This window comes from Paenibacillus sp. LHD-117 (assembly GCF_030929555.1).
Lineage (GTDB): Bacteria > Bacillota > Bacilli > Paenibacillales > Paenibacillaceae > Pristimantibacillus.
Genome location: NZ_JAVFVT010000060.1, coordinates 1 through 24485, shown reverse-complemented (window position 1 = coordinate 24485; position 24485 = coordinate 1). Strand labels below are relative to the sequence as shown.

At 53.8% G+C, this 24485-nt stretch carries 19 protein-coding genes; 6 read left to right on the top strand and 13 right to left on the bottom strand.

Annotated elements, in window-relative coordinates; all coding sequences use genetic code 11:
- Nucleotides 1-91: 91 nt before the first annotated feature.
- On the bottom strand, nt 92-598 hold the full coding sequence (locus tag RB620_RS29385; protein ID WP_308100625.1) for a YdcF family protein: 507 nt from the start codon (nt 596-598) through the stop codon (nt 92-94).
- 158 nt (nt 599-756) lie between these two features.
- Between RB620_RS29385 and RB620_RS29380 the strand changes: the two genes are divergently transcribed.
- On the top strand, nt 757-1308 hold the full coding sequence (locus RB620_RS29380) for a DUF1697 domain-containing protein (RefSeq protein WP_308100624.1): 552 nt from the start codon (nt 757-759) through the stop codon (nt 1306-1308).
- 39 nt (nt 1309-1347) lie between these two features.
- Here RB620_RS29380 and RB620_RS29375 read toward each other — a convergent pair whose 3' ends face one another.
- The 4 genes from RB620_RS29375 to RB620_RS29360 form a co-directional block, all read right to left on the bottom strand.
- Nucleotides 1348-2262, bottom strand: coding sequence for a DMT family transporter (locus tag RB620_RS29375; RefSeq protein WP_308100623.1), 915 nt, complete (start codon nt 2260-2262; stop codon nt 1348-1350).
- Nucleotides 2263-2379: 117 nt separating this feature from the next.
- Complete coding sequence (locus RB620_RS29370) at nt 2380-2934, bottom strand: TlpA disulfide reductase family protein (RefSeq protein ID WP_308100622.1); 555 nt, start codon at nt 2932-2934, stop codon at nt 2380-2382.
- Nucleotides 2935-2946: 12 nt separating this feature from the next.
- On the bottom strand, nt 2947-3717 hold the full coding sequence (locus tag RB620_RS29365; protein ID WP_308100621.1) for a hypothetical protein: 771 nt from the start codon (nt 3715-3717) through the stop codon (nt 2947-2949).
- 27 nt (nt 3718-3744) lie between these two features.
- Nucleotides 3745-4536 (bottom strand): hypothetical protein, encoded by a 792-nt coding sequence (locus RB620_RS29360; protein WP_308100620.1) that lies wholly within the window; start codon nt 4534-4536, stop codon nt 3745-3747.
- A gap of 325 nt (nt 4537-4861) precedes the next feature.
- On the opposite strand from RB620_RS29360, the gene RB620_RS29355 reads away from it, so the two are divergent.
- Complete coding sequence (locus tag RB620_RS29355; RefSeq protein WP_374121476.1) at nt 4862-6220, top strand: dicarboxylate/amino acid:cation symporter; 1359 nt, start codon at nt 4862-4864, stop codon at nt 6218-6220.
- A 26-nt stretch (nt 6221-6246) separates the two neighbouring features.
- Nucleotides 6247-6372: a hypothetical protein gene (locus RB620_RS29350; RefSeq protein WP_308100617.1), complete on the top strand. Its 126-nt coding sequence runs from the start codon at nt 6247-6249 to the stop codon at nt 6370-6372.
- A 559-nt stretch (nt 6373-6931) separates the two neighbouring features.
- Here the strand turns inward: RB620_RS29350 and RB620_RS29345 are convergent.
- From RB620_RS29345 to RB620_RS29335, 3 genes are all read right to left on the bottom strand, one after another.
- Complete coding sequence (locus RB620_RS29345) at nt 6932-10759, bottom strand: S-layer homology domain-containing protein (RefSeq protein WP_308100615.1); 3828 nt, start codon at nt 10757-10759, stop codon at nt 6932-6934.
- A gap of 298 nt (nt 10760-11057) precedes the next feature.
- Nucleotides 11058-11360 carry a putative quinol monooxygenase gene (locus RB620_RS29340; protein ID WP_308100613.1) on the bottom strand — a complete coding sequence of 101 codons (303 nt, stop codon included), beginning with the start codon at nt 11358-11360 and terminating at the stop codon, nt 11058-11060.
- The gene (locus tag RB620_RS29335; RefSeq protein WP_308100611.1) at nt 11353-11844 is read right to left on the bottom strand and encodes a hypothetical protein; all 492 of its coding nucleotides are present in this window, start codon (nt 11842-11844) and stop codon (nt 11353-11355) included. The genes RB620_RS29340 and RB620_RS29335 overlap by 8 nt, the downstream gene beginning before the upstream one ends.
- 151 nt (nt 11845-11995) lie before the next feature.
- Here RB620_RS29335 and RB620_RS29330 point away from each other — a divergent pair, with 151 nt between their 5' ends.
- On the top strand, nt 11996-12787 hold the full coding sequence (locus tag RB620_RS29330; RefSeq protein WP_308100609.1) for an alkaline phosphatase family protein: 792 nt from the start codon (nt 11996-11998) through the stop codon (nt 12785-12787).
- Between the two features lie 113 nt (nt 12788-12900).
- On the opposite strand, the gene RB620_RS29325 is transcribed toward RB620_RS29330, so the two are convergent.
- Complete coding sequence (locus tag RB620_RS29325) at nt 12901-13656, bottom strand: YheC/YheD family protein (RefSeq protein WP_308100607.1); 756 nt, start codon at nt 13654-13656, stop codon at nt 12901-12903.
- Nucleotides 13657-13804: 148 nt separating this feature from the next.
- Here RB620_RS29325 and RB620_RS29320 point away from each other — a divergent pair, with 148 nt between their 5' ends.
- Both RB620_RS29320 and RB620_RS29315 read left to right on the top strand, forming a co-directional pair.
- Nucleotides 13805-14569, top strand: a complete 765-nt coding sequence (locus tag RB620_RS29320) for an SDR family oxidoreductase (RefSeq protein WP_308100606.1) — start codon at nt 13805-13807, stop codon at nt 14567-14569.
- A 101-nt stretch (nt 14570-14670) separates the two neighbouring features.
- On the top strand, nt 14671-15693 hold the full coding sequence (locus RB620_RS29315) for a LacI family DNA-binding transcriptional regulator (protein WP_308100605.1): 1023 nt from the start codon (nt 14671-14673) through the stop codon (nt 15691-15693).
- A 63-nt stretch (nt 15694-15756) separates the two neighbouring features.
- Here RB620_RS29315 and RB620_RS29310 read toward each other — a convergent pair whose 3' ends face one another.
- The 4 genes from RB620_RS29310 to RB620_RS29295 form a co-directional block, all read right to left on the bottom strand.
- Complete coding sequence (locus tag RB620_RS29310) at nt 15757-19638, bottom strand: carbohydrate binding domain-containing protein (RefSeq protein ID WP_308100603.1); 3882 nt, start codon at nt 19636-19638, stop codon at nt 15757-15759.
- 85 nt (nt 19639-19723) lie between these two features.
- The gene (locus tag RB620_RS29305) at nt 19724-23113 is read right to left on the bottom strand and encodes an alpha-amylase family glycosyl hydrolase (protein ID WP_308100601.1); all 3390 of its coding nucleotides are present in this window, start codon (nt 23111-23113) and stop codon (nt 19724-19726) included.
- Nucleotides 23114-23479: 366 nt separating this feature from the next.
- Nucleotides 23480-24001 (bottom strand): DEAD/DEAH box helicase family protein, encoded by a 522-nt coding sequence (locus RB620_RS29300; protein ID WP_308100599.1) that lies wholly within the window; start codon nt 23999-24001, stop codon nt 23480-23482.
- Nucleotides 24002-24227: 226 nt separating this feature from the next.
- Nucleotides 24228-24485: hypothetical protein (locus tag RB620_RS29295; protein ID WP_308100597.1), on the bottom strand; the 258-nt coding region annotated here is incomplete at its 5' end.

Here is a 24485-nt window from a genome sequence, read left to right as displayed (position 1 = left end):
GGTATTCTTCGCGATTATTGGGGTGATTTCCAAAAGTCAAGGGGTTTTCCGTTTTATAGCTTACATTTCTATGACTATTAATCGGTTTCCATCACTTGGAATGAACTGCATAAGTCATGATTTTTCTAAATGCTAGTTTTGTTCTAGAGACATGAAAATATTGAGTAATGACCATAACGGAGTCTAATTCTAATTCATCCATCATTTTGCTGGTATTTTGGGCGGTCATATAGGAGTTGTACCCATTAGGATCCTCTTTAATTTTCTCTTCCGGTATCCCTTGATCCATTAAATAAGCCTTCATAACCTTTGCCTCGTCGAAACCTTCCTTGCCAATACCGCCGCTTACAATGATAAAAGTAAAATAGCCTCTATCATAAAGTTCTATGGACTTATCCAATCTTGCTTTTAACCGCTCGGAAGGCTGCCCATTCGCTTCTACTTTATTTCCTAATACTACTGCTGCGTCAACAGGCTTTAATTCATCATTCAACCCATCTATGATCACGAAAGTCGTATGAATGATAAACCAGATAAAAAGACTTGCTGCCACTATTAATAATCGTTTTATGAAAACAAAGTTCAATCCCTCACCCACGTTCTCTCATTTTTCATCCATAACCCTACCTAAATATTATCATATTTGGGTGATCGCGGCAGCCATACGATTGCTCGAATTGTCTATCTTTCCGGCATCAAGTATACTCTTTTCATAAACATGGCGCCCATATGGATGGGTTAGGCAGGAGGATTTCGATGGTTTTTGTAGCTTTATTGCGGGGCATTAACGTTGGCGGCAACAACAAAATCGATATGAAGCAACTGAAGGCAACGTTCGAGCGGATCGGCTTGCGGAACGTGGTCACGTATATCAACACGGGAAATATCATCTTTACGGACGATGTCCGCTCCGCGCAGGAGCTGTCCGGCATGCTGGAGGAAGCCATCGCCGCCGACTTCGGCCTTTCCATCAAAGTGATGGTCCGCACGTTGGACGAAATCGCGACGGTCATGGCATCGCTGCCCGAGCATTGGGCGAATAACCAGGAGATGAAAAGCGACGTCCTCTACCTGTGGGACGACATCAACGACGAATCCGTGCTCGGGCAATTGACGATCAAACCGGAGGTTGACCGGGTCATCTACGTCCCCGGCGCCATTCTATGGTCGTTCGACCGGGAACATGCGGGCAAAAGCGGCATGAACAAAATCATCGGCACGAAGCTCTACGCGCGCGTAACCGTGCGGAACGTCAATACGGCCCGCAAAATTCACGAGCTGATGCTGGCGCAAACCGCCGGCAATTAACCTGCGTCTGACCCTTTGCTCCACCCCTTCCGATTCCCTTCATGGCTGGCTTGCTGGCGAAGCCGCAACTTTCGCGCTTTCGCGCTTGCTGTTCACGAAATAGATGCTGACCAAGATGCAGCCGAGCCCGGCGAGCAGCGACAGTGTGAACGGTTCATGCAGGAACAACGTACCGATCAAGATCGCGACGACCGGGATGAGAAACGTAAAAGACGCCATTTTGCCCGCTTCGCCGGAATCCATTAGCTTGTAGAACACCAGCCAGCCGATCGCGATCACGAGCACCGAGATGAACAGGAGGCTTCCGATAAACGCGGCGTTCCACTCCACATCCGACCAATTCTCCACCCCGCTGCCAGCGGCCGTCATGAAGGCGCCGCCGATGATGAGCTGAAGCGTCACGAGCCAGATCGGATCGACGCCGGCACTTACCTTTTTCACGTAAATCGTGCCGAGCGCCCAGCTCAGCGCCGAACCAAGGGCGAGCAGGACGCCGGGCGCGGAAATATGCCCCGACAGCCCCCCTGCTCCGCTGCTGATAACGCCGACGCCGACGAAGCCGAGAAGCAATCCGACGAGCTTCATCCCGTTCATAGACTCCCCTAACCACATCCACGAGAAGAGGCCGACCAGCACAGGCTGGAGGAAGACGATCGCCGAGAACAGCCCCGAAGGCAAGTAATTAAGCCCAACCGTCTGCAGTCCATAATAGAGCGTGACGTTCACCAAAGCCGAGATGAAGTAGATCGGCCATGTCCGACGGAAATGCAGCTTCTTCCATCTCGGAATGGCGATCGCCAGCAGAAAAAGGCCCCCTATGAGCGTTCTCGTTCCCGAAAACAATACAGGCGGCATGTAATTCAAAGCAAATTTGGTCATGGGCCAATTGATGCCCCACACGACCACGAGGAACGTAATGAGAAAAGCGGTTTGCGACTTCGATAACGATGGCATGATGAAGGACTCCTTGCTGTCTGATTCCATGACGCATCGATTAGATTCGCCATGACCCTCATCATACTCCTCGGGTGTCGCGGAAGCAATGAACAAAAAACGGCGATTTTTAGGCAATCAGGTTGCATCGGCGGCAAGAAGCGGATCGATCTGCACTTTCATTTCGTCTTCGGTCATGTATCCCAGCTTCTGATGCGAAATCCGGCCGTCCCGATCGAGAAAAACGGATACCGGTATCGGCCTTACGCGGTAGGCTTCGGCGACCGTCTTCTCGGGGTCGGTCAGAACCTGGAACGTATAGCCGTGCTCCCTAATGTAATCCGCCACCTTCCCCTGCTCCTCACCCACGCTGATCGCCAATATAACGAGGTCCTTGTCCTTGTAGGCTTGGTGGATCTTCTCCATGTCGGGCATTTCCTTCTTGCACCACTTGCACCACGTCGCCCAGAAATTCACGTAGACGACTTTGCCTTCATAATCGGATAACGACACCGGATTCCCTGACAAATCATTTAGCGTAAAATCCGTGATCCTTTCTTCGCCATTCGCTTCCCGGGTCTGCACGACCGTCGGCTTTGCCTCGGCTCCGTCCGCTCCATATTGATTCGTAAAGTAGCCGGCTATTAACAATAACAGCAGGGCGGCACCGCCCAGCAGCAAGGGTTTGTTCACGCGGGTACTCCTTTAGCATTCTTCTTCGCAATATTCGTCCTCGGCGGCAGGCGCCGGAGCCGAATCCGAGCCGGAGGAAACCGGCAAGGAAGACGATGATTGCGAGCCAACGCTCGTTTCTTGCTTGGGAACGGCAACAGGCTTGGAGGATTGGCCTTCGCTTACGAATTTGACGGATTTCGCAGGCTTGCTTTCCGGAGCAGCCGTTGCCGCCGGAGCCCCCGCAGCTTCAGGCGCTGCACTCTCGACCGCGGGCTTAACCTCGGCTTTCGTTGCCCCAGCCTTGTCCGAAGCTTCGGGCAGCGACGCTTTAGCAGGGGAGGATGACGATTTCGGCTCCTCCGTCGGCTGCGTGTCTGCCGAAGCGACCGTTACGGTTGAATTCGACGCTTTGACCTTAGAAGCAGGTTGCTTCTCCGAGGTCTCCTTAACGAGTGGCGCGGTCGCCGCCTCTTGTTCTTCGGCAGCTTGGACAACCTCCGCCTCCGTACCGGCAACCGTCGTATCCGCTTCGACGGCTTGCTCGACTGCCGACTCTGCAGGAGCGTTCGCCACCTCGTTGTCCGGTGGAACAACGGTTGTTTCCGTCACCTCAGTCGGCGGGGCTTCCGGTGTTCCGAGGACCCCCTCCTCCGCAACTTGGGCAGATGTATCGGTTGCTGCGCTAACCGTGCTCGAATTTGATTGGTTTGCCGACACGGCTGCATACGTCAGCAGCGCGAATGCCGTAATCGAGGTCGCCAGCGTAAACGAGAGTTTGGACCATTTTGTTTTGTTCTTCATGCGCGCTTCATCCTTTCCTCTTTGGGATTAGCAAATTTCTTCAGGATCCGATCCGCCCGAAGAAGGTTCCGAACTCGATGGAGCTGAGGACGATGATCCCGACGAAGAGGAGGACGATCCCGATGAAGAGCTTTCAACCGGCTTCGTTTCTTGCTTCGGCACCGCGACCGGCTTGGAGGAGCTGTTCGTGCTGACGATCTTTTTCGGCTCGGCAGGTTTGCTTTCCGGCGCTGGCGTTGCGGCCGGAGCTGCGGGAGCCTTGCTTTCCTTCACGGTTTCCGCAGCCGGCGCAGCCGCTGTCTCTCCTTTGGCAGCTGCCTGCGCTTTCGGCGCGGCAGTCGGCTGGGGAGCCGCGTTGACGGCAGGAGATGCCGAGTTCGACTGCGACTCCGTCGATGAAGCGATGGATACGGTTGCTTTGGACGTGCTAGGTTTCGACGACGCATTCCCATTGGTCGATGCCTGATCCGCTTTGGCATTAACCGCTTGAACCGCAGGAGCGGCAGCTTCGACGGCTTCTTCTACAGCTGCATTCGTTTGCTCGGCTGCCGTTTCTTCCGTTCCCGCAAGCTCTACCGTTTCTGCAACGGGCTCGTTCGCCGGGGCGGCTTCAGCTGGTGTCTCTTCCGCAGCCGCAGCAGCCGGAGTTTCCGTGCCGTTCTGAGGAACCGATTGAACGACGCCGGCTTCATCTCCGTTCGGCTTAGCCGTAGTGAAAGAATCGTTAGCGGAAACCGCCGCATAGGTTAGCAGCGTGAACGCGGCTACCGAAGCCGTTAGGGTGATGGTAAATTTTTTGGAGATCGTTGGTTTCTTCATGATTGTGATCCATCCTCTCATTTTTGGACAAAAAAGAAAGATCCAACAAAGAGCCCTAGCGCGCTCCCGTTGAATCTCTGGTTTTCCAGTCGATTGTTATGATCCTTCGCAGCCCAACATCTCTGGCTGCCATATCCTGTATTTGGCTTTAGTTTAAGACGGTTTCAGCGCTGTGTCAATGATTATTTTATTTTTCCAATCGCTTTTGTCGGAATTACAAAACCAACAAAAAATATGGATTGACAAGCGAATAAGTAGTCTGTACATTGAATACATTATTCCGACAAAAATTATAGGTTTAGGAGGTTTATCGAAAGTGGACAAAATTGATAACAACTTGCTTTTAGCTATCGAAACCAATTGGTATAGCTTCGTCGTTTCCGTCTTCGTGTTTGGGCTATTGTTTTATTTGGCCAAAAAAAGGGTGGGCTTCGGCTCAAGGGTATTGGTCGGGCTTGGTATTGGCTTGGCAGTAGGGATTCTTTTCCAAAACCTAGATTCTTTAGAGACGAAAGGCATCACAACGTTCGGCAGCATCTATGTCAATCTCATCAAAATGCTGGTTATTCCGCTCGTGTTCGTCCTAGTATTAAACAGTATCGCATCGCTCAAAAGCCTCGATTATTTGCGCAAAATTGGCTTCAAAACGTTTGCCTGGTTTCTGGGAACGACCGGCATTGCCTCGATACTTGGCCTTGTCGTCGCCCTTCTATTCAACCCAGGCCAAGGCCTTCAGCTCGAAGTGCCCGCGGACTTCGCCGCGCGCGAAATCCCGACGTTCTCGGAGGTTATTCTGGAGCTCGTCCCGGCCAACCCGATCAGCGAAGCCGCGGAAGGCAAAGTCGTGCCAGTCCTGATCTTCGCGATCTTCATCGCGGTGGCGATTATTAAAGTCGGCTCCAAGAACGAAGCCGCCGTCCAGCCCGTGCGCGATTTGATTCAATCGCTTACGCAAGTGCTCCATCAAGTCGTGAAATTCGTCATTCGCCTGACTCCTTACGGCGTGTTCGCGCTGATCGCGGGCATTACGTCCCGTTATGGCTGGGATACCCTTCAGGAGCTGGGCAGCATCATCCTGACCTCATACGCGGCGTTGATCCTACACTTCGTGCTTGTGTTCGGTGGACTCGTGCTGCTCGTCGCCAAAGTGAATCCCATCACCTTCTTCCGCAAAATCTATCCGATGATCGCCGTCGCCTTCTCGACGCGCAGCAGCTATGCGACGCTGCCGATTAATTTGGAAGTCATTACGAAACGCCTTCACGTGTCCCCGCGAATCGCGAGCTTCGTGGCGCCGCTTGGCGCATCGGTCAATTTTAACGGCTGCGGCGGCATTTGGCCGGCCATCGTCGCTGTCTTCACGGCGCAGATCTTCGATATTACGCTAACGTTTACGGATTACATTATTTTGGTGCTCGTGAGCATCATCTCGTCCATCGGCGTAGCCGGCGTGCCGGGTCCGGCGGTTATTTCCACGACCGTCGTGCTGACCGCCCTCGGTTTGCCGCTGGAAGGCATCGCGATCGTGGCCGGCGTCGAAGCCCTTATCGACATGGGCCGTACGACAGTCAATGCCACGGGAACGACCGTCACCTCGCTCTTGGTCGCCAAATCCGAAGGCGAATTCGACCGCGAAGCCTTCAATCGCGGCGAAGATGACGAGCTTTCCATTAACCCGGCGTAACGCCGGGTTTGTTCGGCGGCGGTCGCATGACCGCCATCATGGCAAGCGGCAACCGTGTCTCGCGCACGGTCGCCGCGGCGCTATACGCTGCGGCTGCCGCCAACTCGCCTACGCGATATCCCCCTATCCCGCTATCCCGCTCCAGCGATTGAACCGCTTCTCAGCCATCCTCCGCGAACTGCACAATCTCGACCCCTAATCTCCCTGCCAACTACTGAACTGCTTCCCGGCTAATCCCCGCCGTTCTCTCAAACCCTCAGGAGCAAGAACTGGAAAACTTCCCTCTAATTCGCTTCACACTCGCCTCTCCACCTACATTAAGCCGAAAACCTCCCTTTAATCTCTTTTTTGTCTAACCTTATACGAAGTTTCATCGAAATTATAGGGAGGTTATCCTCTTATTTCCCTAAAGCGTCATCACCTGCACACTTAGTTGGAGCTTTTCCCGTTAATTCGCCGTCCACCCAGACTCCCAACTTACCTTCCATCACTGGTTCTTTAACACGACCTGCATCTAGCATCACCAATCGGCATTCACCTCCACTCATCAGTACTCATCTGCTTCCGGTAGCACCTATCAGCACTTCCATCCCTGCCTATCCGCTATCTCCTCATCCGTTCTCCTCACTCTTCTACGGCAGGCTTCCAGCAACAAACAAAATGGACAGTCCCGCAGGACTGCCCTTCTGCCTATAGCCGGTTGCCGATCGATTACTTCGACAACAGATTGTATAACACTTGCGCGACTTGAGCCCGGGTGGACTCGTCACGCGGATTCAGCTTGCCTTCGGATCCGGAGACCACGCCCGCTTTCACAAGCGCTTCCAGAGCTTCCAGCGCATAGCCGGCAACTTCCGCCGTATCGGAGAAGTCGGTCAAGGAAGCTGCGTCCACCGCAGTTGCAGGTAGCTTCTCAAGCACCGTCAACGCCCGGTACAGCAGCGTGAAGAGCTCTTGGCGCGAAATCGTTTCGTTCGGCGCGAAGCGGTTGCCTTCGTACCCGTTCGCGATGCCAAGACGTTTGGCGGCCGCCAGGTAACCCGTGTAATAGGCGTTGCCCGCATCTGCGAAATTGTCGGCGCCTTCGCCATCTGCTTCAATGCCGTACGCGTTCAGCAGCAGGACGATGAATTGTCCGCGCGTAATGTCGGCGTTCGGACTGAAATGCGTCTCGTCCGTGCCGCTCGTGATTTCCCTTGCCGCGAGGAACGTCACCGCCGGCGCGTACCAGGACGAGGAAGCCACGTCTTCGAATTCGATTTTGTTATAACCGATAATATATTGCGAGAAATGCTCCGTTGCGAATGAAACGCCATTCGAAGACGAGTTGTATTTGCCCTCGATCAAGTGGAGCTCGCCATCTTCGTTGACATAATAGACGATAAGCGCGTTCGGATCTTCTCCTCGCTTAGGCTCGTAGGGCAAGAAGACGTTCACGAGGGAACCGCCGAAGGAAGAGACTTGCGATTGACCCGCGAACACGAGCAGATCGTATACCGGACGATCTCCGAGAATTTCCTTGCCTTCTTCGGTCAGCTCCGATTTGCTTATGATAAAGCTAATGTCGCCCTCATCTTCGTTCGCGGCGATCGCGCTCAGCGCTTCCGCGTCGAACGTGACGGATCCGAAGCCGACATCGATCTTCAACCTTGCTTTCGAACCTGATACCAACGTGTCAAATACGCCGCGTGTCAAAGTCACTTGCACGTTGCCAGAAGCATCGGCCTCTTCGATACGGATTTCGAGAGAAGCGTCATTGCCTTCGCTCTCCGCTTTTTTGGCTTTCTCGAGGAGCGCGTTCACGACGTTATCAGGAACGGCCGCCAGCCATGTGCCGGACGCTTCGTCCAGCGCCGCTTTCACGTCTGCCCGGGCGCCGTTATCCAGCTCGGTGACGAGTTCCGGCGTCGGGGTAACTCCGCCGCCTCCGCCACCTCCGCCGTTGTTGCCTCCAGGCTGCGATGGCGCTACGTATTGCGGAACCGTAATCGTAACGGCCGCGCTAGCAAGCGAGCTGTCCGTTTCCTTGTAACGCACCTGGTAGTTGCCCGGGGCAAGGCTTGCTATTTCCGTGCCCGTCACCGGATGATACGTGGATTCCGTAACGGAACGATATTCCAAACCGACATTTGTTCCCGTGATTTTTCCATTGCTTTGTCCGCTATTAGTCGGCGCTACGCCGGCAAGGCCTGTCGGAGCAGCGACGTTGCCCTTGATCGTCAATGCGACCGCAGGACTTGGATTGAACGTCTTGTCGTTCGGCGCCGTGTAAGCCGCATACCGGACATCATACACGCCGGGAGTCAATTGGCTCAACGTTCCTGCGGTAATGGCCTCTTGCGGAATCCAAGCATATTCGCCGTCGCCTTTTTTATACTCCAACTGGTATTCAGGATGATCCGCCGATACGCCGGCCAAACCCGTAATTTGCCCATCGTTGTTTTCTAGAGTCGTCGGATGTACGACGCCAAGCTTATTTCTGTCCGGAGGCAGAAGCTCCTGGTAACCCGGAACATAGACGGTGACTGCCGTACTTGGCGCATAATAAACACCCTGTACGGTCTTGGCCGCGTAACGGACTTGATAATAGAATCCGGGCTCAACGCTGATTGCATCGTTCACTACGGCAGCATAAGCGGTGTCCGGAGCATCCTCGCGTTTATATTCCAAGCCTTCCGGCAGCGCTTGCTGCTCCCCGTTCGCGATCGACACGATCTGTCCGTTGCCGGCCGCTTCCGTTGGCGCAACGCTATCCAGACCGACCGGCGCCGCTTGGAAGTCCGGCACGGTAATTTCGACGGATTCGCTTGGATCGTAGATCGTTGTGGCATCCGCGCTGTTCCACGTTGTTCGATTGATTTTGTCAAAGCCCGGCTTAGCGGCATATCGAACCTCGTAAACGCCAGGAGACAGGTTCTCGATGACGTTTCCTGCGGCAGGAACAGCCGTATATGCCGGTTGTCCCTTCAGCCTGTATTCCAGCGATTTATTCGCAATGCCCGTAATTTGACCATTCGAACCGCCTGCTTCCGTTGGAGCGACGGCGCTTAGAGCCGATGGTTTCCATTCGATCCTGGAGAACAACGTGCGCAAGCTGTTGGTTTTAAAGGTTTTTGCGTCCGCGATGTTGTAAGTGTCTCTCCAATAGCCCATGAGCTCTACGTGCCCCAGAATCGGCTCCCACGTTTGTCCGTCATAGTTGCGTTTGTCGTACACGAAGATGAACGGAGCCTGCAGCCTGCTTGACGAGACCGCTTCGTTCGTAACCGGATTCGTGCCGCTGATGCGGCTCGGAGTCGCTTGTTTCGTGTTTTCCGTCGTCAGATTCGGCAAAAATTGATTAACGAAATCCGTGAAAACATGCGTGATTTTCACATTGTTCGTTCTTGTATGCAAGCCGTTGCCGGTGTAATTGCCGCTTCCGTCGCCCCATGCATAACGGGGATTGGTAGGTATGGTGTAGTTCGTCAAACCGCCCACGCCGCCATCCAATTTGAAGTCCCAGTTATACACCTTGTCGACTCCGTATTCGCTGGCAACCTGATTGAGATATTTGACGATGCCCTGGCTGTCTCCGCACCATGCGCACCCAATGAACACCGCGAAAGAACCTTCTTGGCCGAGGACATACTTCAATTCGTCCAAGGTAACGGAATCGATGACCGCAGCGGGATCCGTCTCGTCGAATATGGCCGGAGGGACCGGATTGGCTGCCGTTCTGAACTCATTGTACGAGCCCGGAATGTATTCCTGATTGGTGAGCGCTTTGAAATGCGCGTTTTTGGTGCCCGGATCCGAAATGGTGTCGAACACGCCGCGAAGCGCCGTCTTGTAGGCTGCGCCGTTATTGTTCTGCAAAGCGGCGATACCTCCATCCCCAATCCCTTCAAGCGAAGCGACGATCGGAGCCGTGGCGTTGCCCTTGTTATAGATAAACAAGAAAGGCGCCTCCGCGATATTCACTGTTTTGGTGCCTGCTCCACCGGGAGGGTTATAATCAATGCCGTTTACGTTCGTTGTGACATACTCGGCCGATAGAGTTCCCAGGTCACCCGATGTATGCTCGTTGAGATTGGTCAAATAACGTGCTCCCAAATCGACGTATCGGCGAGTGAAATCTCCGTAATGCTCGCTCGTTTTCGTTATGTCTAGCGGATGATCAGGCCCCGCCAGCCTCGTGTCAAAGTTTTTGATCGACGTTACGCCGTATTCCTTGGCCACTTCGTTTATGTAGCCGATCGCCGCCTGTGTCTCCGGCTGCCACGAACCGCCGAACAGAATGACGTAGTTGTCGTTCGCTCCCGTCGTCGCGTTGCGCAGCAGGTAATCCAGCTCGTAATACGTCACTGTCTCGAATACATGGTCTTGCCCAGCCAGAGCAGGATATTTGGCGCCGAAGTACCCAGCGTTGCCGGGGCTTGCCGGGGCGACGGCCGGATTCGCGCTGGCGTTCGCGCTTGCCGCTCCGAACACCGGAATAGCGAGTACCGCGGCCAATAGTAACGAAATCCATCGGCGGGATTTATGTCTTCTCTTCATTTCACATATCTCCGATCTTAATAGTAGGAATTATAAGTGCAATAAGCCGTTATTTCTAAAGTTATCGGGTAATTAAGACGCTTCGTTATACCTCCTTCTCCTTGATTCGCGGATAAAAAAAGAGACTCGCCAAAAAGCGCACACGCGCTTCTAAGCAAATCTCTGGTGGTCCAGTGGATGCTCTTTCATTGTCCGATATCATGAATCAAAACTCATCGTATGACCCCATCATAAAGCGTCATTCCTCTTGCTGTCAATGCTTTTTATGTATTTCGCATCGCTTTAGTCGAGATTATTCTTATAGCCCCTTCCCGCCGATCGGGCGTACAGGTACGGCACTGACCCCCGCGATCAGAGGCCGGCAGCTCTGGATAACCGCGAGCACCTTCTCGTTCTTCAACGAAGCGGCATGCGCCTCCTGATTCTCCCATAACTCCATGATCCACAACGTATCGAGATCTTCGACTGCTTCATTCACGATATAAAAAATGCAGCCTTCCATTCCTTCAAGCGTCTCTGCAGACTCCAGCATGATCTTCGCGAGCTCGCCGCGTTTCCCGGGCTGTGCCGTCAATTGGCCGAACATCGTGTATTTACTCATGTTTATCTTCCTTTCTTCCTTCAAGGTTGGTTAACATCGTTCCGTAATGATTGGCCATCGCCAAGCTGGCTTCCGCCATTCTACGCACGAGCAGCTCCGATTGGATTGTGAGGGATGTCCCGTAAGGCATTAGAAAATAAGGCACGAAGGTCGCCAAGGTCGAGCTTTCCAGCTTAAACACCGCGGCTTCCGGCTCCCGCTCCGCCAGTGCGTGGCCGAACAGCCAATGACGGCACAATTCGTTCAGCACCTGCTCCTGCGCAACAATTCGCACGGTCACGAGCTCCGCCGAGCCGTCGCCAGCCGGAAGCAGATGCCCGAGGAGTCTTTGGCGGAGAAATCCGCCGGGCGTTTCGCCTGATCGGATCGGCAGGCTTAAACCAAGTATAACCTTCGATCCCTGACAGAAACGGTCAGTTATTCTCTTCCATGCTACAAAAATTCGCGCGCCAGTGCCGGAAATCCTTTCTCTTCTTTTACGCAAGGCAAACAGCTTCCATTTTCATTAAAATGGAAGCTTGACGGGAAAGAAAAAAGCTCCTATGCTCTTCTTGTGTGAAATATTGCATTTTGTTGGATTTCGTTGTTTTTGCCTTGTATACGATCTTTCCTATTCTTGAAGAGGAGCGATAACCATGAACGAAAAAGTATTGCTGATTCTGGTTGACGGCATGCGTCCCGACGCCTTGGAGCGTTGCGGACATCCTTTTATCGAACGGTTGAAATCGGCCGGAGGCCACACGCTAGAGGCTACGACAGTCATGCCCAGCGTCACCTTGCCTTGCCACATGTCGTTGTTTCACAGCGTTCCGCCACAGCGCCACGGCATCCTGGACAACGTCCATACGCCTCAAGTCCGTCCCATCACGGGTCTCTTCGACCACCTGCATCTGCACGGCAAAACAAGCGGCATGTTCTACAATTGGGAGCAGCTCCGAGATCTTGGCCGCCCCGGCTCGCTGGCTCATAGCTGCTTCATCTCGGGAACGGCTTACACGTACGAAGAGACAAACTATATGCTGACCGAGCAAGCCGTTTCTTATATCCGGGCGCAATCGCCGGACTTCACATTCCTGTACCTGGGCCTTGTCGACGAAGTCGGCCATCGTCACGGCTGGATGTCCGAAGCCTATATCGATTCGGTGCACGCTTCTTGGTCGTGCATTGAGCGAGCCGTCTCGGCTTTGCCGCCGGAATATGCCGTCATCGTGACGGCGGATCACGGCGGGCATGACCGGACGCACGGCACCGATATGCCGGAGGACATGACGATTCCTTTGTTCATCAAGAGCCGTTCCATCCCCACAGCATCCGGGCTGCCGAATGCGAACATCATAGACCTTGCGCCAACGATCGCCAAGCTAATCGGCGTACCTAGCAACCCGGATTGGGAAGGGAGAAGTCTGCTGCAAGACGCAACGGACTAGCGTGTAGCGGAAAACCTGCCGCAGGCAAAGGGCTTTCTCGAGTGGCCGTTGCCTACAGCAACGTTGGTATGATCATCGGGAGGACAACTTCCGCCGGAGTCTGCGTCAGTCGGCTAGCTCCTCCTCCCGTACTGCTTCGCATAGGATAGGATCCGGACATACATGCTCTTGTCGTCCATCTCTTTGAGCGGATAAAACTGAGGCCTCGTGTTGACCTCCAGAATCCAAGCGCGGCCTTCGCGGTCCAACGCGACATCGAGCCCCAGCTCTTTGAATCCCCTGCCATAGATGTCGAATATGCGCCCGACGGAATGGCCCAGCATCATCAGCTCCTCTTCCGTCCGTTTGATCCGCTCCTGATCGAAGCCCGCTTCGGACATTGTTTGCCGGAAATATCCAATCTTGCCGCCTTGATTGTAATTGGTCGCGACCTTGTCGGGCATGCCGATCTTCGTGAAGATCGCCGTGCTATGCCATCTTCCGTCGTTCGTCTTCTGCACCATGACGCGAGTGTCGAACGGCCTGCCGTTCGATACGGCAAGGTCAATCCCTTGCTGCAGCATGAATGAACGTCCATTGGCGCGTTGCATCAACTGTTCGTAGAGTTCGTCGATCGTAGGGTAACGATCTATCCGCGCGTGTATTTGAAGCTCGTAGCCATCCTTCAACGTCTTGATTCGCATGATGTTCGCGCCTCCGGAACCGCCAGTCGGCTTGAAATATACGGCAGCGAATTGATTCAGCATGATCGCTAGATGGCTTCGGTTGAACGGCAAGGTGCGAGGCACATAACGACTGACCGCCTCGCTTCCGAGCAGCCACAGCGTCTTTTCCCATTTGCTCTTAATCGTTGTACTGCGATACTTCATCTCTTCCAGCTCCCTTCCTCCCTAACATACGAACCTCTCAGTCTCGCTGCTCGTGCAGTAGTCCAGATGTTCCGAATAGGGCAGCAACATTTCAAAATCTCTCCAATGTTATAACTGATAATGAGATCAGAAGAGGAGATGATGAGAAATGGGTAAATTGAAAGGGAAAATAGCGTTGGTAACGGGAGCAAGCAGAGGCATCGGCCGAGCCATTGCGGTTCGGCTCGCGGAGGAAGGCGCTTTGGTCGCCGTTCATTACGGCAAGAGGCAGGACGCGGCAAGCGAAGTCGTTCGGGAGATCAAAAGCAGAGGCGGATCGGCATTCCCACTGCATGCGGAGCTTGGCTTGCCGCACAGCGCCCAGGCGCTCTACGAAACGTTGGACGCCGAATTGAACCTTAGAACAGGTGAAGCGCACTTCGACATCCTGGTTAACAACGCGGGCATGGGCTTGCTCTCCCCGATCGAAGATACGACGGAGGAAGCGTTCGAGGACCTGATGCGCATCAACGTGAAGTCGCCGTATTTCTTAATTCAACAAGCGCTGCCGCGCTTGCGCAATGAAGGCCGCATCATCAACCTGTCCTCCGCCGTTACGCGTATTTCCCTGCGGGAAATTCCCGCATACAGCATGTCCAAAGGCGCGATCAACACATTAACGCTTAACTTGGCCAACAGGCTCGGGGAGCGCGGTATCACGGTTAACGCCATCCAGCCAGGATTCGTGGCGACAGAGATGAACGCGGGCATGCTTGGCGATCCCGCCGGCTACCAATTCGGCGCCGACTACTCGATCTTCGGCAGATGGGGCCAGCCGGCCGACATCGCGGACGTCGCCGCCTTCCTCGCATCCCCGGACAGCCGCTGGATCACCGGCCAATGTATCGACGCTAGCGGCGGGTCGCATTTGTAGATTACATGAGATTGCAGTACATCCTTCATCGTCAATATGCTATATTTAATGGAGAAAGAAACCGATTTCCCCAAGCAGAGACGAGAGGAAAAAAGGCGCTCATGAACATTACAATTATGGATATCGCGCGTGCAGCCAATGTCGCCAAATCTACCGTATCGAAGGTGTTGAACGATTCCCCGAAGATTTCGGCAGAAACAAAAACGCGGGTACGGCAGATCATGAAGGACATGAACTACACGCCCAGCAGTATGGCGACTCGGCTGGCCAAGCAGAAAACGTACAATATTGGTTTGTTGATTGATATGTCTCAGGAGCAAGCGTATCTCAACCCGTTTTTCTACAATATTATGGTTGGCATTGAGAGCGCCATCGGCCCGCGTAATTATGATTTGACTGTTGTGAACATTCAGACCGGAGACGCTCAGGAAGAGCGGCATTATTTGAAGCGTCTTGTCATGAGCAAACGAATTGACGGATTGATTACGAACAATTCGATTCTGACTCCCGAAGATGCGGAGAAGCTGGAACAGCTCGCTTTTCCTTATGTGTCCATGGGTGAATATGCCGGCACGTCGGTCTCATGGGTAGATTTCGACAACGAGACGGGCGGTCGGATGCTGACGGAGCATTTGCTCTCGCAATCGTACACTAAGATTGCTTTTATCGGCGGAGTGCAGGGAGAAAGACTATTCTCCAAACGGTATCAAGGCTACGCGGAGCAGCTACGCGCAGCAGGTCTTCCACTCCGGGAGGATTGGGAAGCTAGAGGGATTGCAGATGAGAAGCTGGGCTACCTCGAGGTTAAGAGGCTGCTCGAATTGAACGAGCCTCCCGATTCGCTCATCTGCATGAATAACCAGGTTGCATTGGGGGCGTTGAAGGCGGCCAAGGAGATCGGGATGCAAGTGCCCGATGGTCTGGGCATCGCGACGTTTGACGATGAACCTTACTCGGCCCATATTAGCCCGCCATTAACCAGCTTGTACATTAATACCTTTGAACTGGGCGCCCACGCCGGGCAGATGGTTACGGACCGTATAGAACAACCGGAGCTGCGTCACCAAGGCTTGTTGCTTCAACCCGAAATTATCGTCCGGGAATCGACGACACGGCGGATATAAAACAAGCACCCCTGCACGCATCGGCAGATGCCGAGGCCAGGGGTGCTTGTTTGTTTCATAGCGTCATTGATCCTTCCAGCGCTGCACGGTAATATGAACCGTCTGGGCGCCGCCCGAAGGAGTGAACTGCCGGTTGGAAATGTCGCTTCCGTTGGCGTTCGTCTCGACGGTTGCCCATGTGCCGCGCGTGACCTTGTACTGAACGGCGGTTCCGGCCGGTAAAGGAAGCGTCAGCGTGTAGACGCCGTCAGCGCCCTTGACCATCTGGTAAGCGGTATTGGCTGGCGCCCAGCCGTTGAACGATCCGCTCAAGTAGACGGGGCCGTTCGCCGGGGTAGACGCGGGAACGCTGACGCGGAACGTGACGCTGTCCGGCTGCGGTTCTCCGGATACGAGGTTCCCGTTCGCAAGCGTCCATATGCCGGAGCCGATCGTATAGTTGTTGCCGTTATTGTTGTCCCATTGCCCGCTTCCGTTGTTGAAGGCGGCGGTAATGCCGGTTGCGCTGCCAAGCTGAATCGTTATACTCTTATAGCCGGGAAAAGCGGCTTCAGACTGCATAGCCGCGCCGGGTGGCGTCGTCCAGTTCGTCGATGTGCCTATCTTGTAATGAATGTACGAATTGGCGAAAGCCGAATTCTTGTAATAGATTTTCACGCTGTTGCCTGCCGGTGTCGTGACGGAATCTGGCGAGCTTGCCACGGACCGATTGCCGGCGGCATCATAGGCTTTGACGGTGTAGCTATAAGCGGTCGAGCTTGCCAGTCCCGTATCTGCAAACGATGCAGCGTTAGCCGCTGTCGTTCCGACAAGATTGCCGTCGCGGAACACCTCGTAGCCGGCTACGGCGACATTGTCCGTCGATGCCGTCCATGTCACGGTAGCGGAACCCGCCGCAGTGGCGGTTGCGGTGACCGATTGCGGCACGGACGGCGGCTCGGTATCCGGCGGGATGACGACCGGAGCGCCGGGGACGATGCTGCCTGTCGGCGTATAGGTCCAGGTGCCGGTACCGAACAAGTAGTTTTGAGTGTTATTGCTATCCCACTGTCCGCTGCCATTGTTGAAGCAAGCTTCAAGGTGGGAGGCGGAGCCGATGTTGATCGTAATTTTGTTGTAGCCGCTCGCTTCCGAGGCGGGCATCGCCACTCCCGGCGCAGTCGTCCAGGTTCCGCCGACCGGCCGGTAGTGAATATACGGCGTTGCGAAGCCTTTTTTATAGTAAATCGTCACATTGTTCCCTGCGGGCGTGGTGACCGTCGAAGGCGGATCGCTTGCATCGGAGCGATTGCCGGCGGCATCATACGCCTTGATGGTATAGCTGTAGCTGGTGCCTCCGGCGAGCCCTCTATCGGTATAGGTGGTAGAGGCTGTCGTTCCGACGAGCGTACCATTGCGAAATACCTCGTAGCCGGTTACGCCGACGTTGTCCGTCGCAGCCGTCCAGGACACTTGAACGGCAGAGGCGTTCACCGTTTGGGCGCTGACCGAGCTTGGCACGCTAGGCGCCTCAACATCCGGAATAATAGGCTGATCCGTTATGAACGGATGAGTGCCATTAATCGTTCCGTTAACATCCTCTACATATTTACCGTTAACCAGATTGTATTTGCCTGCGCCTACGTACACCTGCTGAATATCGCTGCGCGTAACATTTCCTTTGGTATCGGTCGACTCAATGTAATAATCCAGCAGCTGATCTCTGTAATCCGACAGATAGGTGTAGTAGAGATCGCCGATTTCCTGTGCAGGAACGATATCCATGACGGTTTTGCCCGACGGCTGCCAAGCCACCCCGTTCATATCCGGAGTCAAATCCCGCACATTCATGTCGTATTCGGTCCATTCGCCGACCTTGCTTGCGTCGATGTTAGGCACGCCTTGAGCCTGCAGTGCAGCCGGATCGTATACCTTAAACGTATTGTCGGTTGCGGAAGCGCTTTTGGCGTTATGAACGCGTACTTTAACCTTCATGCTCTCAATGCCGCTAACATCGTGGGCATAGGAGTAGATGGCGAAGCTGTTGTTGAAATGGTTCAGCGTCCAGCCTTCCGCTTTGCTTACATTGGCGCTTCCCGGATTGTACGGATAGCGTTGCGGCCACCAGACGGACGGACCTGTTTCATCCTTCACCAGATTTTGTTCCACATAAGATTTGGAGAAGTAGAGCGATTGGTTAAACGATAGGGTCGGCTTCACGTTGTCGTCGACATTCTCATCATAGTAGCCGAATCCGGAATCCATCGCCGGCAATAAGAAGTACCAAGCCAGCTCGGCAGGATTGGCGCCTCCGGCATAGTTGTTAAGCGGGTTGCCCTTGACCGGATACGACAGCATCCAAGGATTTAACTGATTGCCGGGATACGTAATTTGATTGTCGAGGGCGGTCGTGGGCTGCCAATGATTCGGATTGTCATCCAGCCAGATTTGCTCTGCCGTCTTGGCATAGTTCAATGCCGCTTGAAGCAAAGCAAAGTTGCGCTCCAGATAGTGGTAGCCTTTTTCAAGCGAAACGGTCATGCCGTCCTCAACGCCCGACAGATTTTTTTTCGGCGCAAGCTGGGTCTGGTTGGCGTTGTTAAATGCCGAGAACTGCGATTTCCAAATACCGAAAGGCAGATGCCAATGATACCAGGTTGGGTCGGAGGAAGAGTCCCGCGTGTCGATCCACGAGCCGTCCTGTACGTGAACGATATCGTTCGCGGCCGGGAGATTCGTGCGCAAGTATTCGTCAATCCCCTGCCCTTTAACGCCAGGGTCGGTATAGGTGACGTTGCCGGCATTGCGCCAGGTTTCCTCGGAACCCGCCCGTCCGGAGGAATTGTCTCCGTCATGGGCAATGACGAAAAATTGCTTCTGCGGCACTAAGCCTTCGAACGGTTTAAGCGCGGTCGCTTTCACTTGTCCCAGGTAGCCTTCCTCCCAGGATTCGGCTTGGGCGACCGGGATTCCGACGACCTTGGAGGCGACGCCCGTATCCGGGTTTACATATTGCACCCAGTGAGGCGTCGAAGCGAATGGGAACTTGTTGTGGGTAACCTGCTGCTCGTTGAACATCGGCTGGCTGACCCAGGAACCTACGTTGCTTACATTTTGCAAATCCGCCCGGTTGGGCGGCGATACAAGCGTATCCGCGCCCGGACTGTAAAGCAGCGGGTAATCCTTCAACGTTCTGGAGAAGTGGTTATTGCCGATGACCGACCACTGGATGCCAAGCTTCTCCAGAACGGGGATTATTCTTTCCGAGAAGCCGAGCTCAGTTGGGAAGAAGCCTTTCGATGACGTATAGCTGTTGCCGAGGAAATATGGTTGAGCGAGCGTAGTCGCCTGATAGATCAGGTCCTTAAGCAAATATTCGTTGCCGACAAGAGGACCCATCGTATGATGGCCTGCAAAATGAATCGCATCCAGCGTTCGCTTGCCATTCGATGTTCTTAACGTGTCATAGGCCGACTTCCATGGCTGTCCCCAGTTCGGATTGTTGTAGCCGCCAACGGTTCCGGTCTGAACCAGGCTGTTCACGTTGTTAATGAGCGCGCCTGACATGGTCACATGCATTTGCGCCTCCGGATGATTGTTATCCAGCGAGCCCGCTACATTCCAAGGCCAGCTTAAGTAAGCGCCGGTCTTGGCGTGGTGGGAGTAATAGGATACTAGATCGTCGTGGGGCATTGGAGAGCCGTTCGGCAAATAATACGTATAGTTGGACGGAGGGCTGTTCTTCAGGTTAATCACTTGCCCGTCATAGGTGTAGCGGATGGGGCTGCCCTCCGGCGTTGAATTGTACTGGCTTACATCGTAGTAGGCCCAGAAGTTGGGCATATGATTGTGATAGACATGAGAAGCCGCAATTTCAGCCGAAACGGTTGCTGTCAGTGATTGCAGCGTCAGCAAGAGACCGAGGACGAACGCCGTCGTATGTCGCAGTCGACGTTTAAGCTTCATGATATTCATTTCACTCCCTTATTGTAAGCGTTGTCAAAATGATTAAAAGAACAGGCTGTTGATTGCGCAACAGCCTATTGTAAGGTCATTGATCCTTCCAGCGCTGGACGGTAATATGAACCGTCTGGGCGCCGCCCGAAGGGGTGAGCTGCCGGTTGGAAATGTCGCTTCCGTTGGCGTTCGTCTCGACGGTTGCCCATGTTCCGCGCGTGACCTTGTACTGAACCGCGGTTCCGGCCGTCAAGGGGAGCGTCAGCGTGTAGACGCCGTCGGCGCCCTTGACCATCTGGTAAGCAGCATCGGCGGGCGCCCAGCCGTTGAACGATCCGCTCAAGTAGACGGGGCCGTTCGCCGGGGTGGATGCAGGGACGCTGACGCGGAACGTGACGCTGTCCGGCTGCGGTACTCCGGATACGAGACTGCCGTTCACAAGCGTCCAGGTGCCAGAGCCGATCGTATAGTTGTTGCCGTTATTGTTGTCCCATTGCCCGCTTCCGTTGTTGAAGGCGGCGGTAATGCCGGTTGCGCTGCCGAGCTGAATCGTAATGCTCTTATAGCCGGGATAAGCGGCGTCCGTCTGCATGGCCGCACCCGGGAGCGTCGTCCAGGTCGTCGATGTGCCGACCTTGTAATGAATGTACGAATTGGCGAAAGCCGAATTCTTGTAATAGATCTTCACGCTATTGCCTGCCGGTGTCGAGACGGAAGCGGGCGCGCTTTCCGCGGAGCGATTGCCGGCGGAATCATAGGCTTTGACGGTATAGCTGTAAGCGGTCGAGCTTGCCAGCCCCGTATCTGCAAACGATGCAGCGTTAGCCGCGGTCGTTCCGACGAGATTGCCGTCGCGGAACACCTCGTAGCCGGTTACGGCGACATTGTCCGTCGATGCCGTCCATGTCACGGTAGCGGAACCCGCTGCAGTGGCGGTTGCGGCGACGGATTGCGGTACGGACGGCGGCTCGGTATCCGGCGGAATTACGACCGGGGCGCCAGCGACGATATTGCCTGTCGGCGTGTAGGTCCAGGTGCCGGTGCCGAACAAGTAGTTCTGGGAGTTGTTGCTGTCCCACTGTCCGCTGCCATTGTTGAAGCAAGCTTCGAGCTGGGAGGCGGAGCCGATGTTGATCGTAATTTTGTTGTAGCCGCTCGCTTCCGAGGCGGGCATCGCCACTCCCGGCGCAGTCGTCCAGGTGCCGCCGACCGGCCGGTAGTGAATATACGGCGTTGCGAAACCTTTCTTATAATAGATGGTTACACTATTCCCGGCTGGCGTGGTGACCGTCGCAGGCGGATCGCTTGGATCGGAGCGATTGCCGGCGGCATCATACGCCTTGATGGTATAGCTGTAGCTGGTGCTTCCGGCGAGCCCGCTATCGGTATAGCTGGTGGAGGCTGTCGTTCCGACGAGCGTGCCTCCGCGGAATACCTCATAGCCGGTTACCCCGACATTGTCCGTCGAAGCCGTCCAGGACACGAGAGCCGTTCCCGCGGATGACGATGTCGCGCTTACATTTTGCGGAACGGTTGGCGCTTGTGTATCCAGAGCAAGCGTGACGGCTGTTGCAGGCGAGCTGGCCGCCGAACGGTTGCCTGCCGCATCCACTGCTTTGACGGTATACGTGTACGAGGTATTCGCCGCCAGATTTTGATCGGTGAACGAAGTACCGACTGGCGTGCCGACCAGCGTCCCTCCCCGATAGACTTCATAGCCGGTTACGCCGATATTATCAGTAGAAGCCGTCCAGCTTACCGTGATAGAGGACGTGCTTTGCGCCTGAGCGCTTACGTTGGCCGGCACAGAAGGAGCCGTCGTATCCGAGAGCGCTTTGGCATAGATTTTCGACGAATTGGCCGATACTGCGACGGTTATTTGTTTGCCGGTTATTCCGCCGCTCTGTACCGTTACGGATTCGGACGGGTTCAGTTGATTCACCAGAACAGTGCCTACAGGCAAGGTGCTCTCTGTACGCAGAGGAATCGTTACGGTCTGAGAGCTGCTTGAAGCATTGCTGAAGACGGAGATGACTTCTTGCCCGGCATTGGCGCCGCTGTCCACTCTTCTGGAGAATGCATACAGATTTTGCGCCGACCACATTTCCCGCTGCTTCCCTTTGCGCAACGCTTCGTAATTTTTGCGAATTTGGTTCAGCTTGGCTATATGCTGGTACGTATTCGTATTTTCGTTAAAATAGTTTTCCAAAACATTGCCATTGCTGTCCCGCTTCACCATGGACCAGCGATTCCATGTATCGGCTATGCCGCCGGTTATGATTTGGTTATTTCCGTTCCCTTTATTTTGCTCCGTTCCTTGGAACACGACGGGCATGCCGCGAACGGTGAAAATAAAGCTCAGCGCATTTTGCAGCTTCTCCACGCTGCCTCCGGCCTCTTGCAGAAAGCGGTTGCGGTCGTGGTTGTCGATAAAGGTCACCATATGATTTTCGTTGCCGTTATAAACGGAATCCTGCGCTAATGTGCTCTTGATGCTGGAGTCAAAGGATTGACCGTAGGCAAAGCTGTTCAGCACCGAGAAGAACAAAGGGAAATCGAGCATTCCCCATTCCTTGCCGTTGCCCAGCCAGCGGGACACAAACTCCGGATTGCCGTCGAAGTTCTCGCCGAACGTATTGACGCCGATGTAGTCCTCCAAAGCGCCAATATCAGACGGATGCATCAGCTTGGCGGCATCCACGCGGGCGCCGTCCGCTCCGGTATAGTCGAACCAGCCTTTAATGGAATCGAACATCGCTTGTCTGGCGGCGGGGACGTCGAAGTCGAGATCGTCGAGACCGGCCAGGTCGTGATTCTCGAGATAATTTTGCGCCCATTGATCATATCTTCCATCCGTCAAGGACCAATCAATATCTCCGTTGTGGTGATACCAGGCCGGATTATTGAATGGAGCGGCCGGCTGAAGCTCAGGGATATCGTAATAGGCCTGGGAGCCGAGCATATAGTCGCCAATATGGTTGGGAACAACATCAATGATCACTTTAATTCCCTGAGCATGTGCGGCATCAACAAGTTCCTTCAGCTTTTCCTTAGTGCCGAAATAAGGGTTGGCTTTGTTGGGATCCTTTACGTTATAGCCATGATAAGCCGTATTGCGCCCTGTTCCGTTATTCACGCGGTTGGTCATTTGCGGCTCGGCCACAGGCGAAATCCAGATGGCGGTGTAACCCATATTTTTGATATAAGAGAGCTTGTCGATCACGCCCTGCCAATCCCCGCCCTTCATATGGCGGAAATCTTCCTCGGACGACTCTCCGTAACGGATGGCCGCGCCGGTTGCATTATTCGACGGGTTGCCGTCATGAAAGCGGTCAACCATAATCTGATAGATCGTATCGTTCTCGTCGATGGTACCGATGCTTGCCGCTTGGGCAGTCTGTGGCGTATACAGCAGTCCGTTCGTAAGGAGCGTCGACAACAGGGCGAACAGCAGCAAGGCGTTCAACGATTTCTTAAGTAACATAAATGTCCCTCCTGACTTAATGAATGAAGCGCTTACAGGATACTTCCGCGTCTCTTGCGGCCTAAAAATTCTGCAGTTCATTCTAGTTGTGGGGAAGGTAGGAATGCCATTGTGCAAACGATTGCTCAAGATGCAAAAAAAAAGAGGCAGGCGAGCCGGGAAAACACCTTATCGATAGCAGGTGGTGAGAGATAGGCCTGATCAGGGCGTTACTCCAACCTTTGAAGCGAAGAGAAACCGGTTTCCAAGCCAAATTTAACACCTTGCTGCTGGAATTGTCAATAGCAAATGTTGCAGAGCAATCCTCTTGTACTCCGTGATATCGGATTTACGAATTGAGCATTTTCAACTCCGTCAGGTCCTTTCTTACGCGTACCGTAAAACCCAATTTTTGATTTGGGCGGCAATGTCTGCCACATGGGCAGCCGTCGTATCCACGACCGGCATAGGCGGCGAATATGCCTTATCCGCGTTTTCCACCAACCAAGCCGCGAACTTCTTATAGTCTTCGATCATATCCTCCGGCCAATGCCGTGCACGCAATCGCTGCTCGCGCGTCTGATCATCGCAGTGCAAATTCAAGTAATAGACATGCTTGAAATAAGCGAAGTCGAAACATTTTTCGATATCCCAGGTCATGGCCGTTCCGCAAATGATGGTCATTCGCCCGCTTTCGGCCGCATTCTTGGCCACTCGTAGCCAGACGTTCCGAATGGTCTGCTCGTCGGTCACGCCCACTTCGCGCAAACTATCGATATCGTGGATATCGAAATCCGGCATGATGCCGCGCAATTCAGGAATGACAAAGGTTTTCCCAGATCCGCTGGAACCCGTCACGATAAAGAGGGGCAGTTTCCCCTCCATGCTTGCACCAACATTGCTCTCCATCCGCTTCTCCACCTTTGTCTTCATGTGCATCCATGTTTTCAATGCTAGCTACAACGCGGGTCTGGCACAAGATGATGTATGGTTATAGTTAAATTTAACCAAGTTCTTAAAAGCGCGCGTAGCACTAAAAGAGCTGTAAGCGGCTTGTCATGCGACAAGGCGGTTACAGCTCTTTTTTGGTGGTTGATTTTATGCCCGTCTAGCCGGTCAAGTATAAATCAATTCTTCAAAATATCATTTCTAAAATTTGAGATAATACACTCGGTAGATATTCTTGTGGGTGCATGACAATTGTGAAAAGAACGCTCAACAAAATGGTTGTTGTCCAAGTTAAGCTTTTAAAAAATCTACTCTTTTGTTTCTTTGCATGACTTATGCAGTTCATTCCAAGTGATGGAAACCGATTAATAGTCATAGAAATGTAAGCTAAAAAACGGAAAACCCCTTGACTTTTGGAAATCACCCCAATAATCGCGAAGAATAC